Annotated in this window: 12 protein-coding genes; 4 read left to right on the forward strand and 8 right to left on the reverse strand. The window is 65.3% G+C overall.

The annotated features are described in order from the left end of the window. Window positions 1–362 precede the first annotated feature (362 nt). Window positions 363–1,598: a hypothetical protein gene (locus AAGA68_24650; protein MEM9388264.1), complete on the forward strand. Its 1,236-nt coding sequence runs from the start codon at window positions 363–365 to the stop codon at window positions 1,596–1,598. A gap of 60 nt (window positions 1,599–1,658) precedes the next feature. Here AAGA68_24650 and AAGA68_24655 read toward each other — a convergent pair whose 3' ends face one another. The 6 genes from AAGA68_24655 to AAGA68_24680 all read right to left on the reverse strand — a co-directional run bounded on the left by AAGA68_24655 (window position 1,659) and on the right by AAGA68_24680 (window position 8,104). After that, complete coding sequence (locus tag AAGA68_24655) at window positions 1,659–2,150, reverse strand: hypothetical protein (GenBank protein MEM9388265.1); 492 nt, start codon at window positions 2,148–2,150, stop codon at window positions 1,659–1,661. Between the two features lie 459 nt (window positions 2,151–2,609). Beyond that, window positions 2,610–5,090 (reverse strand): serine/threonine-protein kinase, encoded by a 2,481-nt coding sequence (locus AAGA68_24660; protein MEM9388266.1) that lies wholly within the window; start codon window positions 5,088–5,090, stop codon window positions 2,610–2,612. Beyond that, window positions 5,087–5,686 (reverse strand): ECF-type sigma factor, encoded by a 600-nt coding sequence (locus AAGA68_24665; GenBank protein ID MEM9388267.1) that lies wholly within the window; start codon window positions 5,684–5,686, stop codon window positions 5,087–5,089. Before AAGA68_24665 ends, AAGA68_24660 begins: the two co-directional genes overlap by 4 nt. 45 nt (window positions 5,687–5,731) lie before the next feature. Beyond that, entirely contained in the window at window positions 5,732–5,830 is a 99-nt protein-coding gene (locus AAGA68_24670) for a DUF2474 domain-containing protein (GenBank protein MEM9388268.1), read from the reverse strand. Between the two features lie 53 nt (window positions 5,831–5,883). Further along, entirely contained in the window at window positions 5,884–6,078 is a 195-nt protein-coding gene (locus AAGA68_24675; protein MEM9388269.1) for a hypothetical protein, read from the reverse strand. A gap of 337 nt (window positions 6,079–6,415) precedes the next feature. After that, window positions 6,416–8,104, reverse strand: coding sequence for a hypothetical protein (locus tag AAGA68_24680; GenBank protein MEM9388270.1), 1,689 nt, complete (start codon window positions 8,102–8,104; stop codon window positions 6,416–6,418). A 210-nt stretch (window positions 8,105–8,314) separates the two neighbouring features. Between AAGA68_24680 and AAGA68_24685 the strand changes: the two genes are divergently transcribed. After that, window positions 8,315–10,474, forward strand: a complete 2,160-nt coding sequence (locus AAGA68_24685) for a winged helix-turn-helix domain-containing protein (GenBank protein MEM9388271.1) — start codon at window positions 8,315–8,317, stop codon at window positions 10,472–10,474. Window positions 10,475–10,520: 46 nt separating this feature from the next. On the opposite strand, the gene AAGA68_24690 is transcribed toward AAGA68_24685, so the two are convergent. Both AAGA68_24690 and AAGA68_24695 read right to left on the reverse strand, forming a co-directional pair. Beyond that, on the reverse strand, window positions 10,521–11,165 hold the full coding sequence (locus tag AAGA68_24690; GenBank protein ID MEM9388272.1) for a sigma-70 family RNA polymerase sigma factor: 645 nt from the start codon (window positions 11,163–11,165) through the stop codon (window positions 10,521–10,523). A 167-nt stretch (window positions 11,166–11,332) separates the two neighbouring features. Continuing rightward, window positions 11,333–12,274: an AraC family transcriptional regulator gene (locus AAGA68_24695; GenBank protein ID MEM9388273.1), complete on the reverse strand. Its 942-nt coding sequence runs from the start codon at window positions 12,272–12,274 to the stop codon at window positions 11,333–11,335. 578 nt (window positions 12,275–12,852) lie between these two features. On the opposite strand from AAGA68_24695, the gene AAGA68_24700 reads away from it, so the two are divergent. Beyond that, window positions 12,853–15,600 carry an esterase-like activity of phytase family protein gene (locus AAGA68_24700; GenBank protein ID MEM9388274.1) on the forward strand — a complete coding sequence of 916 codons (2,748 nt, stop codon included), beginning with the start codon at window positions 12,853–12,855 and terminating at the stop codon, window positions 15,598–15,600. 178 nt (window positions 15,601–15,778) lie between these two features. Further along, window positions 15,779–15,979 carry a hypothetical protein gene (locus AAGA68_24705; GenBank protein MEM9388275.1) on the forward strand — a complete coding sequence of 67 codons (201 nt, stop codon included), beginning with the start codon at window positions 15,779–15,781 and terminating at the stop codon, window positions 15,977–15,979. The last annotated feature ends 165 nt before the right edge of the window (window positions 15,980–16,144 follow it).

Raw genomic sequence — 16,144 nt, forward strand, 5'->3', positions numbered from 1 at the left:
GCTGCGAGCCGGGCGGTAGCAGATCGAGCAGATCGTCGCCGCAGTGCCTCTATCGCACGGTTTGCCAACATCTAGCACGCTGCGTTGTGGCTGGAAGCACCCGAGGCGACGGTAAGGGCGATCGGCCCATGCAGGACGGACGGACGGGCGCGCCGCGAGTCGACGGCTCGGCGCCTTGAGTCGAGCCCACTCGAGCGGCCGACAACGGGCTGCTGCTCGCTCTTGAGAGTTTTTTGAGCCTTTGATCAACACCGCGTCTCGCCCTCGCCGCACCCTGCCTCGCGGTACGGCTCTCCGGAGGCAACCCTGCTTCCGCCGCTACCCCCGGCAAGCTCGGAAAGCCGCTCAAGGCGGCTCGCGCCGTGGCCTTGGGATCTGAGCTGGCCTGCGAGTGTGCCGGCGCCGGTGACACCATGCAGTGCCTGGCGGATAACGTCGATAAGGAGTTCATCTGCGCCGCCTACGGGCTCAGCGGCCTGCCAAACTTCACCAATCCCCTCTCCGTGCTCGCCGTCGCCTACCCGCCGATCGGTGTGCCCGCCGCCGTGGCCTACGAGCTGTACTACGGCGATGACGCCAACCCCTTCTGCAACACCGATGGCGGCACCGGGCAGCTGAACCTCGTCTGCTGCAAGTACAATCCTGATCAGCTTTACTGCCACTCGGGTTTTCCCGGCGAGTATGTGGCGAACTGCCTCGGCGCGCCGCCGCCGTTCCAGCCGCAGCAATTCGGACCGGTGCAGTTTCCGGGCGTGGGCTGCTCGCACATCCCGCAGTGCGTGCCCGGCGGTGTCGCGGACCAATCCAGCGCATCTCAAGGCCAGCGCACGGGCGTGTGGTTTGGCGAGCTCTCCGAGGCCTACGCCGCAGCCGCCTACGGCGCGCCCGGCGCATCCCAGTGCGATGCCGACTTCGCCACCATGGTTGGCTGCCAAGACTGGATCGAGGTGGCGCGTGCTGGTAGCCCCTACCTCGCCCTGCAAGACGCCGACACGCCAACGCCTGAGCAAGAGGCAGCCCTGCAACAGGACTTGTTCGGCATCGCGGCCCAGCGCGTGATGTACGCGCTGCCGCACGGCCTCGCACGCTACGAGTACGTCTCCTCGCGCCTGTGGAGCGATGCCGACAAGGCGGCGTACCTGGGCAGCGTGGACCCGGATGCAGAGCTAGCCAAGTGGATGACCCCCTGCGGCATCGAGCTATTGAAGAGCACTATGCCTGCCACCTGGGAGCTGATGACGGTGCCGATGCCGAACGAAGATCCGCCCGACAAGGACGACGCGCTCGATTGGGCCGACGGGTGCTTGGCCGGGCGGCCGCCGCGTGCCTTGACCATCGCGGTCACCCTGCAGGGTCAGGATGCCACGGTGGACGCCGCCGTCGACGATCCGGAGATGGACCTGGACGCGCTGGACGTGAACCCCCTATCCATCGCCTGGGGCGATGACAGCGTGACAGGCGAGATCTTCGATCACGCGGCAGCTAGCAATCGCCTTAGTCACACTTACGGGGCCTCGGGCACCTATCGGGCGAGCCTGAGCTACATCAACGATGCGGGCTTGCCGATCACGCGCGAGGTGTCGATCACGGTGCCGTGAGCGATGCGGCGGCGGCCCGCCGGGGGTCGCCGCCGCATCACCGGCTCAATACCTCAGTGCCTAGATTTCGCGGCGGAAGAACTGCACGTGCATCCGCGCCCCGAAGGCCGCCGTCGTGGAGTCGGCGTTGCTCACGCGCTGGGCCACGAACCGATAGGACACCTCCTCTCCGGCCGAACAGCGATCCATACGCATGATCGAGCCCGGCACCTCGTGCACGGATTCCATCACGTAGGCCTGCAGGCTGCGATCGTGGTTGCTGTCGATGCCGTTGGCGCCGTCGTTGGTGATGCTGTAGCGGATCCACACGGTGGAGCCGATGACGGTGGGGTCGAGTTGGAAGGTGGCGTCCGCCTGGGCGAGGAGCCAGCCAGCGTTGGGGCACACCACTTTGACTTCGTTCAGCAGCGTGGCGCTGTTGAAGTTGGAGCTGGTGATGGAGATGCCGTCCGTCTCCTGCGTGAAGTCGCCGAAGAAGGCGTTGGCGTTGCCGGCGGTGAGCACGGCGAGGGGCAGCAGCGCTGCGGTGGCGATGGAGCGTGTGATGTTCATTGTTGTATACCTCATTGGCAGTCGTGTCGAGCGCTATCGAGGGGCGCCAGGCAGTGCCTCGGATATCGCGCCCTCAAGTACCAACACGCAAACCTCGGAGACATTCCGACACAAGGGTGTCGCCGTTCGTCGGGTTCTCGGCCTATCGACATTGATCACTTGCCGACAAGCGGCGAGGGGATTTCGGTCCGGGCAGTGGCGGCCCATGGAGAGTCGAGCACATCGCATACGGGGGAGCCGCCGCCGAGAGAGGCTAGGACGGAGAGCAGAGGCCTGTCCTGGTTGCAGTCCGTGCGTCGCATGCTCCTGAAGCTGCCGCACCATCGACCACAGGCAGCCCGGCATGGCGGCGTGCTGATTGCAGCGTGGCCATAGAACGGTGTCTGGCCCGCGTGCCGCGAGCCTCCACCTATCTCTACGCATTCCGCTTCGCGATCCCTACAAACGGTGCTGCGGTGACTATCGGCCCCGATGCTCGGCGTCGGCCACGCGTTGCTCCACACGCACCAGGTCGTCGAAGAACCGGTGGGTGCCATCGGGGCCGAAGCGCTGCTCGAGGATGCTGCGCGCGTCCGTGAGCAGTGCGCTCGCCCGGGTGGCTGAAGTGCCGTCTGTGTCGATGATGGCATCGGCGAGCTGCACGGCGATGACCGCGCAGTGATGGTGATCTTGGCCGAGGAGTTCCTGGGCGATCGTCAACGCCTCCTGCAGATGGCCCTGTGCTTCGCCCGCCCGTCCACTGGCCGACAGGGCCTGGCCCAGTTGGTTCAGGGTGGGGAACATGAATCGACTGCGCGGTCCGTACTCCTCGCGGATGATCGGCAGCATCCGCTGCAGCATGGCGATGGCCTGCTCGTGTTTGGCCAGGCGGCGCAGGGCGGTGGCGGTGGCGTACTGCGATCCGAGCGTGGTGGAGTGGCGAGGACCTAATATACGCTCTAGGTTTTCACTCGCCTCAAGATGCAGGGGCAGTGCGTCCTCTCCCCGCCCTTGCTGGCTGAGCAATGACCCCAGCTTGTCCACGGCGAGCCACGTGTCCGGGTCGTTGGCCCCCAGATGCTCTCGCGAAAGTCGCGCCGCTTCGGCGGCGTAGGGTTCGGCCTCGTCGAGGCGATCGAGCTCAGCGAGCAAGAACGCTAGGTTGCCGAGGGCAACCAGCGCCTGGTGGGAGTAGGGCCCCGAGGCGCGTCGCGCGGCGTCTAGTGCCTCGCGGTAGTAGGGTTCGGCATCTTGCAGCCGGCCCTGGGCGCGTATCGCGAGCCCTAAGGTGTTGACCGACTGAGCGCGCAGGGGGTCATCGTCCGGCAGGGTTCTCTCAGCGCGCGTGAGCACGTTTCTCGACAGGGCCTCGGCTTCTTCGTAGCGACCGAGATCCCAGAGGATCAAGGCCAGAATGTCTTGCGCGTTCAGGGCCTCCTTCGCGTTCGGGCCTTGTTGCGCGAGGAAGGTGTCCACTGCCGCGGCTGCGTGGCTGCGGGCCCGTTCGTAGTCTGATAGCACGCGAAGGGTCTCGGCGATCGTGATGTGTACGTCGGCAGCAGCGTAGGGTTGATCGCGCAGTTCGCTGTCGATGCGTTCGGCGGCATCCTCCAGCAGGGCTTCCAGCAGGGCGGTGTCGCGGCCCTGGGCGACGTAGGGCTGGGCGCCGCGCAGCGTGTCGGCGAGGAAGGCACCGGTAGCCTCGGCGCGGTGCCGCTCGCGATCGGCGTTGACGATGCCCCAGGCGAGGGCGGCGGTGAGGCCGAAGGTGGCGAGCACGGCCAGGCTGGCCATCGCCACGCCGAGGCGATGGCGCGAGGCGAAGCGCTGGGCGCGATAGGTGAGGGCGTCGCCGCGGGCTGCCACCGCGTGGCCGTCGAGCCAGGCGCGCAGGTCCTGCGCGAAGGCACGTGCCGAGTGGTAGCGCCGTTGGGGTTCCGGCCGCGTGGCGGTCATGACGATCGCGTCCACATCTCTCGGCACCGTGGCGAGGCGGCTAGGCTGCGCCGGTGATCGGCTATGCGCGGCGTTCACCATCGCCGATGGTGTCGTCTCCGTGGCCTCGAACGCGGGTTCACCCGTGATCAGCTCGAACAGCAGCAAGCCGAGCTGGTAGACATCGGAGGCTGTGGCGGGGGTGTCGCCGAGGAGTTGCTCGGGACTCGCGTAGCGCGGGGTGAAGGGTTGCTGGTGCTGCGTGAGGGTCAGCATCCCCTCTTGACTGGACGCATCGAGCAAGCGGGCGATGCCGAAGTCGAGGAGTCGAGGTCTCCCCGCCGCGTCGACGAGCACGTTGGCAGGCTTGATGTCACGGTGGACGAGCAGGTGGCGATGGGCGTAATCGACGGTGAGGGCAATCTCCTCGATCAGCGCCACCCGCTCGCGTAGGCCCAGCTTGCGCTCGCGGCAGTAGGCGGTGATCTCCTCGCCGTCGACCAGCTCCATGGCGAACCAGGGTTGGCCGCGACCGTCGATGCCGCCGTCCAGTAACTGCGCGATACCTGGGTGCTGAAGGCGCGCCAACACCTGGCGCTCGCGCACTAGGCGCTCCGCTAAGGCGCCGGCGCCGATACCGCCGTGGACAAGCTTGAGGGCGACCTGCTGGTCGAACGCGCCGTCGGCCCGCCCCGCGTGCCAGACCACGCCCATGCCGCCGCGGCCGAGTTCGCCCAGCAAGCGATAGGGACCGACGCGATCACCCGCTTGCCCCGCGCTGGGAGGCGCTGGATCGCCCCAATCCTTGCTAAGTCCGTCGAGGGCACCGTCAGCCTGCAGGTCGCCCTCGCGCAGCAGGCCGCCCTCGCCGAGGCTCGCGGCCAGCATGCGCTCTAGGGTGCTTCGCAGAGAAGCATCGTCGCCGCAGAGCCGGTCGAGGCACGCCGCGCGCTCGGCGTCGTCCTCGCAATCGAGGGCGGCACTCAACAGCCGGTCTAGGTGCTGAAGATCGCCGAGGTCGCTCATGGCGTATCCTCGGCCGGCGGGGCGCCGTTGGACGGCTCGCGGTGCTCGCTCATCGCCAGCTCGAGCCAGGCGCGAGCGCGTTGCCAATCGCGTTGCACGGTCCTTGCCGTCACGCCCAGGGCCGCCGCGGTCTCGTCATCTGTGAAGCCGGCGAAGTAGCGGCACTCGACCACCTGCACTAGGCGTTCGTCGATCTCGGCGAGGCCATCGAGCAGCTGGTCGATCAGCAGGGCACGCTGGGGCGCGCTGTCGGGCGAGGCGACCTGCTCTTCCTCCAGGGGCATCGGCGCCTTGCCGTCGCCACGCTTGGCTGCCGAGCGGGCGCGCAGATGGTCCACCACCACCTGGCGCATGACGCGCGCGGCGAAGGCGTAGAAGTGGTCACGACTCACCCACTGGCACTCGGCGTTGTCGGCGAAGCGTAGGAAGGCGTCGTGCACCACGCCCGTGGTGTTCAGCGTGTAGCGACCACGGCCGGCGGGGAGTTGGCGACGGGCGAGCTGCTTGAGCACGGGGTAGAGGCGTTCCACGAGCTCGGTCAGCGCGTGGGCGTCGCCGCCGCGGTGTGCTTCCAGCAGTTGCGTCACATCTCGCATGGGCAGCCCGTTCTATCGCCAGGGGGGATTGCTAGCGAAGCGACTTCAGAGCACCAAGCGCATCAGAGCGCCGAGGAGCGCCACCACGCTAGCGACGCCTCCTGCCCACAGCCCGATGAACCACAGCACTTCCTTGGCTCGCATCGCCACCCTCCAGCGGTCGGTCGAGCGCGGCGCTCGTCCTCGACTCTGCGAGACTAGCAGATGCCCATGCGGCGTTGGGGAAGTGGGCGTTCGACGCGCGTGCTGGCGGTCGCGTCGGGGCCGAGCAGGTGGTCGCAGGCGCCGGCCGCCTGTCCTATCAGGGCCTCGATCTCTCCTCGGGGCACCTCGTGGTGATCGCCCTGAGAGCCCTTCAGTGCCCTGCGAAGATGGTGGGCGGCGGGGCGCATTGGCCGGCGTCGATGAACGAGACGGCCAGCTCGAAGGTGGCGCGGTGCCCTGCTGGATGGTTCGTCGCGAGGAGTCCCGCCGCTTCCCGCAAGGATCGAACCGCGGTCTGGAGTTCCCCGTGTTCTCGCTGGGTCACTCCGATGTCAATGATTAAATTAGCTCAACGCGAGACTAGAGTACCGATGTGATTGGGGTTGTCTGGTGCCGAGTGCTACGAGGATATGCCGTTTGCAAAATCTTGGCTAAAGGGAAAGTTGGGCCTTTCGCTAGTCTACACTGGGCGCCCAAGCGTGCTGGCTGGGGCGCCCTCTCCTGCTAACGGTGCGGGATGTTGCTCTAGTAGAACGCTACCAGTTCGTAGCCCCGCGCGAACAGAGCCGAGACGCCGATGCGGTAGGTGCCGGCGGGCAGCACTTGAGCGTAGTGCCACGTATCGGCCTCCTCATCGCGCGTGGCTTCCCCAAGGGCCAGCGTGGGATCGGCGCCGGTTACCACGAAGCTGGCGCCAGCGGCGATGACCTCCAGCGGGCCTTCGCTGGACAAGGTGACCTCGTACCAATCGAAGGCGCCGAGCACGCGCTCCACCGTTCGATCGGGCTGGGGCGGGAGTTCGCGGGTGCAGGCGAGGTTGATCGAGTAGTAGGTAGGGGTGGCCAAACCGCTTGCTCCGACGGCGAGGTAGTAATCGGTGCCGGCGGTCAAGGTAGGGCGTGAGGAGAGGCCGTTGTCGACGTCGTTCGCCTCCTCAGCCACCACCGTGAGCGTATCGCCCTCGCGTTCGAGCACGGTCAGCTGCAGGACGCCCTCGGCAAGGCCGCTGTGTCGAGCGCCGAGCGTTGGGCAGTCCCCGTGCGGTCGGTCCGATCCTATCGGTGTCGGGAGGGCAGAGAAGTCCAGCAGATAGAGATCGTTCACCTCGAGGCTGACGGTACCACCGCGGGTGATGACATCCAGTGCCGTGACGGACTCCGTGTTGGTGATGCTGCCGACCACCGTCTCGAACAGGGATACCTGAGTGGCTGTGCTGATGCTGTCGTTAGGCTCGACTTCCGGCGATGCGCCGGCGGGTAGCTCCACCACCGTGACGTTCACATCGCCGCCGTTCTCCGCCTCGTCGCCGGCGCCGCCGAGCACGCGCACCGCGCTTGCGAGGGCGACGGCGTTGTCCAACGGTGAGTTGTTCGGTTCGACCTCCAGGGAGTAATCGACCACATCTCCCTGTAGCGACGAGGCGATCAAGCCAACGTTGATGTGCGTGTTGGTAATCGCGCCGCCCAAGCCGGCATCGAGGGTGTCGTACTGGTAGCGGTAGGCGACCACACCCACCTGCGCATCGAAGTACTCGAACTCACGGTAGGTGCTCGCGTCGTCGCAGAAGGTGCGCCCGTTGAGGGTCTCGCAAAGATCCGAGGACGCGGAGACCCCTACGGCCAGGGCTTCTCGATCGAGGTAGTCGTTTGTGACCGTACCGACCTCGACCGCAGCGGGCAGATCCTCCGGGATGGGCAGGAACCAGCCGCCGCCTGACCAGCTTGCGGAGGTGGAGAAGATGAAGGTCCAGGTGGCGCCGTCGAAGCTCGCGAGCACGCGGTCGCCGTCGACGGTGAAGGCCACGGGCACATCACCGAACGTCTCGCCACTGACCACCGTGGCCAATCCCTGGCGGCCGTCGAGGGTGATGGTCTCATCCAGCGTAAGGCGAAAGCGACCGGCCCGTTCGGTGACCGAGTTGCTGCCCGGGATGGAGACTGCGCTCAAAGTGTCCCAGCCGTACTCCCAGTAGTCACCCTTGGCCAGAGCAAGGATCGGGCCAGGGGGCGCGGGCGGGTCTTCCTGCGGTGGATTGCCGCTGTCGTCGTCGCCGGGCGGGTCCGCCGGGGGAGCATCGTTAAGGGGGAGATCACTGACGGGCGCCGAGGGCGTCGGAGATGAGTCCCCGCCTCCGCATCCGCTCAGGGTGAGGGCGGCGAGCATCAGAGCCACCAGGCTCAGGGTGGATTGGGGCGTGAGAATGGGGCGGGACATGGCGCGACACTCCTTGGTAACGAACGCGGATGAAGTCACTCGTCTTCACGCCATGAACGCTGCCTTGCCCCCATCCTCGGATCTTGAATGATCTCTTAGGATTCCCTTAGGTTCCCCTCGGTGCGTCTTAAGCTCTGAATATCCTACGGTTTTGTGAGGGCGGGGGTGGCCTGTAAAATCTATCCAGTCATTTCTCGCGTCGGCTAGGTCATGAGCGGCACGGAGCACGAACGCTATCTCGTCGGCGACTGGACCCTCACCCGGCGCCGAAATCTCCTCTCCCGTGACGGCACCGAGCACTCGCTCGAGCCGCGCGCCGTCGAGCTGTTGGCGTTTCTCGCGCAGCGCCCCGGTGAGGTCGTCAGCATCGACCTGTTGCTGAGCGACCTCTGGCCTGATCGAGTCGTGACCGAGAGTTCGGTCTATCGACTCATCGCTGAGCTCAGGCGGACCCTAGGCGATGACGCGCGCGCGCCGCGCTACATCGAGACTGTTCGCAAACGTGGCTACCGGATGGTGGCGGCGTGCACCGCCATTGTGCAGACGAGCGCACCGTCCGAGCCGTCCGTGCCTACGCCGCCAGCCACCGACCGCCCGACCAGCACTGACAGCGCCAGGCACCCCGGGCGAATGGCCGGTCTCGCCGTGCTGGGGCTCTCGTTGCTCACCCTGTTGAGTTGGCGTCTAACGCGTGACGCGCCGGCACCGCCGGCTCAACCTGCTGTGGTGCTCGCCGTGTTGCCGGTAGAGGCCCTCTCGCCGATGGCAGCGGATTGGCTCACGGACGGTATCGCTCGGACCCTCACGGACCGCCTGAGTGCCATCCCGGAGCTGTCGGTCATCGCTTGGCCGAGCGTTCGTGAGGCGGCCGAGGAAGCGGCATCCGCCGGGGAGATCGCCGAACGCGTGGGCGCCAACCTGCTGCTTAGCACTGCGGCCTTGGTGGACGACGGGGACGGCCGGCGCGTACGGCTGAATGCTGCACTGATTCGCCCGGCCACCGGAGTGCAGCTGTGGGCCTCGAGCTTCGACGGCAACTTGAGCGACCTATTCGCTCTGCACGACAGACTCTCCGGCGAGATCGCACGGGAGCTCGATCTGCGCCTCTTCGCGGATGCACGGAGCGCGGCCTTGAACGCGCCAGCCGACACGATGCAGGCGTATCTGCGCGGTGAGGCAGCCTTGGCTAGGGGCTACCAGGCGGACAACTTGAGCGAGGCGATCGCCTACTTCGATATCGCCCTCGAAGGATCGCCCAAGTTCCTACCCGCGGTGACCCGCCGTGCGATCGCGCACGCGCGCTTGTACGCCAACTATCATGATCGAACGGAGCAGAGGTTGGGCCTGGCGCGCCAGGATGTAGAGCGCGCACTGGCCCTCGCACCGACCGAGGCGAGCACTCGCTTCGCCAACGGTTATCTGCTGTTGGCCAACGACGATCACGCGCAGGCGAGCCCAGAGCTGCGCGATGCGCTAGCAAGGCAGCCGAGCAACGCCTCTATCCTGTCCGCGCTCGCTGAGGCCGAGGTGCACGCGGGCGATGGCGACAAGGCCCTGATCCACGCCTCTCAGGCGGTACGACTCGACCCGCTGAATCCACTTCTCCACTACAACCTTGGCATTAAGCAGCTCAATGCTGGGCGTTTCGCAGAGGGCGACGCCAGCATGCAGCGCGCCCAATCGCTCGACCCAGCGATGGTAGAGCCCTACTTCTACCGCGCTTGGACCCAGGTGAGCTGGCTCGCCGACACGGCGGCTGCCAACCAGCACCTCCATCGTTTGCGTGTGCAGATCGGGGACGACATGCTGATCGATCTGCTCCTGTCGGCAGGCCTATGGGGGGTGTTCACCTGGACCGATCCCACTCTCAATGAGCTGCTGAGCACGTGGTCTACGGCGGACTCGGGCGGCGATCCCGCGACCTGGCATCTCGCGATGGCCGAGATCGCTTTACGGCGAGGAGATGAAAGCGCGCGCCAGGATCACTACCGTGCTGCCGCCGAACAGCGCGAGCGGGATATCGTGGCGCGAGATAACAGTCCATGGCTCCACGCCGAGCTGGCGATCGCTTACGCCGGTCAGGGGTTGCGCACGCTGGCCCTGGAGACCGCAGACAGGGCGATCGCCTTGAGCCCCGCTCGCGACAACCCCTGGGATGGCGCCGATTTTCTGTGGATCCGAGCCATGGTGCTCAGCATGCTCGGCGATATCGATGAAGCGATCGATCAGGTGCGAGAGGCGGCGATTTACCCGAACTTGACGACGCCAAACTCCCTGCTGGTCGACGAGAACTGGAGCATGCTGTTCGAGGTGGAGGCGTTCCGGGCGATGGTGAGCGATGATGGTGCGAGGTGGGTACTCTCCCCCTGATGAGGATCGTAGATCCAGCCTTGCCTGGCACCAGGCTGTCAGGGCGCTAGCGGGCCTGTTGCTCCGTGCCGTCCAGCATGCCATCCAGGCTAAGGCGCAGAGCTAGGCGCGCTCGATGGAGACGGACACGCGCTGCCGTCGCCTGGATGCCGAGCATCTGAGCAGTTTCCTTCGACGTGAATCCGAGCACATCTCTCAACAGGACGACCGAGCGATGTTCCGGCGTCAAGCGTTCCATGGCTTGCTCGAGGCGCGCGGTCAGGCACGCACGTTCGGCGAGAGCGCTGGGCCCATTCTCTACTCGAAGGTACTCGACACCGCCCAGCGCCCTCGAAGCGTCCACATAGTCCAGCCCCACCTCTCCTCGCCGCTGCTGCTGACGCAGCCTTAGCATGGCCTGCTTGACGGCGATTCCTCTCACCCAGTACCAGAGCGACGACCTACCCTCGTATCGATCGATACCACGGTATACCTGCAGGATTGTTTCCTGGTAGACGTCCGCCACGTCCTCGGGGTTTTTCAGGAAGCTCGCAAGCACGCTGAGCAATCGAGGACGATAGGCACGATGAAGGCTAGCGAAGCTGGCAGGGTGATGGGCGATCAAACCAGCGACGAGGCTGTCTTCCGGTGCTTGCTTAGTGCTTTGGTTGGCGCGATTCGCTCGGGTCTGATCCCTACATGAATCAGCCATGGCCCGCTATGGGGGAGGCCGTTGCTCGTCCACTCCTCGTCCGCATCTGCATCCTCGGCTCATCGCTGAATACTGTGCGCACGCGTGATGATTCGCCAGGCGCAGCGCCACGCTAGCGTTGCGGTCTCCCAGTGAGCTAGAACAAGGCTGCGGTGACTGGGGGTACGTTACGGCGATTGCTGCGCACGCCATGCAGAGGGCGTGAGGCCGACAATGCGCTTGAAGTGGCGACGAAGGTGGCTCTGATCAGCAAAGCCGAGTTCACAGGCGATGTGGGCAACGGATAGGTAGGGGCGAACGCGCAGCAGCTCCTTGGCGCGCCCTATCCGTAGGCGCAGCTGATACTGATGTGGTGGCAGGCCTGTGCTCTGCCTAAACAGGCGCGCGAAGTGCCAGCTCGAGTAACCGGTGTCTTGCGCGAGGTCTGCTATGGAGATGTTCTCCGAGAGCCTGTCTTGCAAGAGCTGTAGCGTACGTTCGTGGATGGGCGATGGAAGTCCGCCAGCTGAGGCGGCAGTGGCGGTAAGCGCCTGGTTTGGTAAGTGCTTCGCCTGCGACAGTCGATGTAGGCGGATGCTGATCAACATGATCAGCGATGAGGTGGCGAGATCGGCGCCGATCGCCGCGTGAGAGCTGCTCTCTTCGCCTAGCAGGTCGAGCAGGGTTCTGAGGGTGGGGTCCTCAGCTCGGAAGATTGGCTGTAGCGCGGTTGCATTGGCCTGACCGACGCCCGCGACTGCGATTTCATCCAGCAGCATGGGATCGAGTGCTAGGTGTATGGACGACGAGCGGTAGGACCACTCCCAAGCGAGCGGCAACCCAGCTGGAATAAAGCTCACCTGGCGTCTCGGACACTCGTGCCAGGCGCGCTCCCCCGAGGTCGTGCGCAGTACCGAGCGCACAGGCTCGCCGGGTACGACATGACCGGTGGTACACATCAACAGGTGTTCGCGATGTCCACCCGGCAGGTCCACGGCGCTAGGCGCCCGCTCGCGTATGAGCAGCTCCACTCCTGGGCCGCACGCTCGCCGTTGGCGGATCGAGCTGGGATCGATATGGCTTGCCGATAGGCGCTTGGCGGGTATCCCCTCTCCGGTGTGCGTCTCCATGCGAGAGCATTGTACGGGGTTCGATTCGGACCTCTAGTAGTTAGGCCGAGAAAGGGAATGAAACCGGCATCGGAGCCTTCAGCGGATTTCGTCCGAGCCGCCTTGTGCGTACCCCGGCGCGCATCGTCAGCGCCGCCCAGCGGCGTTCGCCAACGCTGGGCATCGCTCATTGCTAACGATATAATTAGCTATCAGTAGCATTTGCGAAAGCCAAGCACTCGGCGGCAGTGGCTCGTCTCATCGGCCGGAGCGCTTGGGTCTCGCGGTGCAGTGCTGGTCGCGTTGCCGATTGGAATGGCGATGGGGAATCACTGGTTGGACACATCGGCGTGAAAGCCCGTGGAGTCGGCCAACGTGTTTTCCTCCGCTGCCGAGGCTTGCGCCCGAAACGGTGTTGCCGAGGCCTGTGGTCGGGGGCGTCGGCGAGCGAATCCAATGTCGCTTCGCCCGCATGGTCCAGCCCCCAAGGTCTCGCCCGTCACTTAGCTTTAACATTCGTCGTCTATCTTCGCCGGCTAACCCACGCTCCGCTTTCTTCCGGAGAGGTGTGTTTGCCATGCACAAGAACGGAGATCCTGATGACACTTTGCGTCCCTCGACTACTAACCGCTGGTATCGCAACCGCAGCCATTTGGACCGCAGCGCCGGTGCTTGCCCAGGGCGGGGATAGCTCCTTCAAGCGTGTGGCCACCCTGGGCAACTACTTGAACACCGGGGTTCTCGATGTGGAGACGGTCTCCGAGATCGTCGCGGCGACGGCGAACGGTCTGACCCTGGTCTACACCGACGGCGAGAACGATCAAATCGGGTTCGTGGACATCGCCGACCCCAGCTCGCCGACCCCTGGCGGCACCCTGGCCGTGAGCGGCGAGCCGACATCCGTAGCAGTCCTGGGCGATACCTTGGCTTTGGTGGCGACTAACACCAGCGAGGACTTCATCAACACCAGCGGTAATCTCGATGTGATCGACATCGTGACGCGCCGGGTGATCCGGGTCATCCCGCTGGGCGGCCAGCCGGATTCGATCGCCATCAGCCCCGACGGTCAATACGCCGCCATCGCCATCGAAAACGAGCGTGACGAGGAGATCTTCGTCGACGAGGTCGAGGGCGGGCTTCCGCAGTTGCCGGCCGGCTTCCTAGCGATCGTCGACCTGCAGGGTGCTGTCGAGCAGTGGGCCGTGCGCACTGCGGACCTGACCGGCCTGTCCGCTTACGCCCCCACGGATCCCGAGCCTGAGTTTGTGGACATCAACGCGCGCAACCTCGCCGCGGTGTCGCTGCAGGAGAACAACCACGTCGCCATCGTCGATCTCGCCACCGGCATGGTCACCGGTGATTTCGACATGGGAGCGGTCACTCTGGAGGGCGTTGACGCGACCGAAGACGGCGTCATCGAGCTCGCCGAGACGCTTGTCGACGTGGTGCGCGAGCCCGACGCGATCACCTGGCTGCCACGCGATCGTATCGGTACCGCCAACGAGGGGGATCTATTCGGTGGTAGCCGCGGCTTCACTGTGTTCGAGGCGGACGGCAGCGTGGTCTTCGACGCCGGAACGGCCTACGAGGAGCTTGCCGTTCGCTTCGGTCACTATCCGGAGGAGCGCTCTGAGAACAAGGGCAGTGAGCCCGAGGCGATTGAGTTCGGTCGCTTCGGTGACACGAACTTCCTCTTCGTAGGCTCCGAGCGGGGCAGCTTCATCGGCGTCTATCAGCTCACGCGTAACGGTCGCCCGCTGTTTCGTCAGCTGCTGCCAGGGCCCCTCGGCCCCGAGGGTTTGCTGGCCATTCCTTCGCGCAACCTGTTGGTTGTTTCCGGCGAGGAGGACGACCCGTCCTTCGGCGTGCGTTCGTCCATCATGATCTACGCGCTTTCCGAGGGCGCGCCTACCTACCCGCAGCTCTTGTCCTTCAACGATGCCGCGGGCTCGCCCATTGCGTGGTCGGCCATGTCTGGCATGGTCGCCGCTGAGGGCAGTCGCCTGCTCGCCGTGTGGGACTCCTTCTACAGTGAGAGCAAGATCTTCACCATAGGTGCCGGTACGCCAACGGCCCGCGTGATCGATGCGGTCACCATTCAGGGGGGCAGCGGGGACTTCGACCCCGAGGGCATCGCCATCGCGCCGGACGGCACTTACTGGATTGCGAGTGAGGGCGACGCCAGCGGAAGCCGCTTGAACCGTCTGCTACAGGTGGACGTGGGCGGGAACCTCATTTCGGAGATCACCCTGCCCGCGCAGATCGAGGCCTGCCGCGCTGCCTCCGAGAACCGCGCGAGCCTCGGTGGCGGCTTCGAGGGTGTCGCCTCCCTCGGGACTGACCCGAACAACTATCGGCTACTGGTCGCTCAGCAGCGTGGTTGGGACTACACCACGCCCGAGTGCGAGGCACTGGATGACGACCCCAAGGACGCCAACGAGGGGGAGCCAGCGTTCACGCGCCTCTGGTTGTACCGCCCCTCGACAGACACCTGGAGCGCCGTGCCTTGGGAGCTCGCGCCTGTGCCAGAGGATGCCGCTTGGGTCGGCCTCTCGGAGATCTCGGTGGCGCCTGATGGCGATCTCGTGCTGATCGAACGCGACAACCGAACGGGTGACTTCGCTCAGCTCAAGACTCTGGTGAGGGTGGGTCTGCGGGGTGCGCTCGATGGTGTCTCGTCGCAGGAAAAGGAGGTCTACGATCTGCTGCCTGACCTGACCGACGGCAATGGCTGGATCACGGACAAGCCGGAGGGCGTCGCGATCACGCGCAACGGCCAGGTCTTCCTAGTTAGCGACAACGACGGCGTCGACGATTGGTCCGGCGAGACCTCGTTCCTATCGCTCGGCACGGTCGATGACCTCTTTTCCGACGAAGTAGGTCTGTTCGTCGACTTCGAGTCCGGTGAGGCGGACTTCATCAACTTTGCCGGCGGCGTATCGAACGTGGTGCCAAATCCGCTGGCGAACCCGAGCAACCCAAGTGCGTTCACCGCTGAGATGCAGAAGTTCGCCGCCGAGGTGTTCGGTGGCAGCACGCTGGCGCTCGGCGAGCCCTTCCCCTTGAGCGATGGCGCTTTCTTCCGCATGAAGGTACTCGCTGCGCGCCAGGTGGACGTCTTGTTCAAACTCGAGTTCCTCAACTTCGAGCGCACGGAGACCTACTCGGGAAGCGGTGACTGGGAAGAGCTGTGCTTTAGCTTCGAGGGGATCTCCGGCGACGTCACCGACATTACCGTGATCTTCGATCTCGGTATTCTCGGCGACGCCGACAACGACCCGGTGAACTGGACCTTTCAGTACGACGATATTGAGCAGTCCAACCAGGCGTGCGCGGATCGCGCCTAAGGCAGCGTCCGCATGCAGGCCAGCACCGCCCGGATGGCGGTGCTGGCCTGCGCTTTCGCCGCGGCCGTGGACACCAGACTTCCCGCCAGCCTTCGATGGCGTATCCGGTACGCGGTAGAGCACTATCCACCAGTCCTCGGCAACGGCCTCCGCCCGATCGTGAGGAATCTGGTCGAAGATGGAGACAGGATTGTGGGTAGCCACCGTATCGGCGGTGCCAGCGCGTGCCGCACCCGCCCTAGTGGGCCGCTTGGTAAATGAGGTGCTACTCGCCCTTCGGGTCTGCCCAGGGGCAGCGTCCGCGGCGTTGCATCGCTTGCCAATGGCGATGCCATTGGCTGCGCGACGCGCCTTGCTGACGCTGCCCCTACCAGACTGAGCGTTACCTCATTTACCAAGCGGCCCGCTAGCCTGCTTTATTCATGAGGTGTGGCGTTGAGCCCCTGAGATGAGATCGTAGGGCGTTGACCGCAGCTGAGCGAGTGCCTGTGAGGCGTTCTCAGGGTTGAGGCCGGCGTTTTCCGAGTGTTGGGGTCGCTCATGC

It is taken from the genome of Pseudomonadota bacterium (assembly GCA_039193195.1).
GTDB lineage: Bacteria > Pseudomonadota > Gammaproteobacteria > Steroidobacterales > JBCBZW01 > JBCBZW01.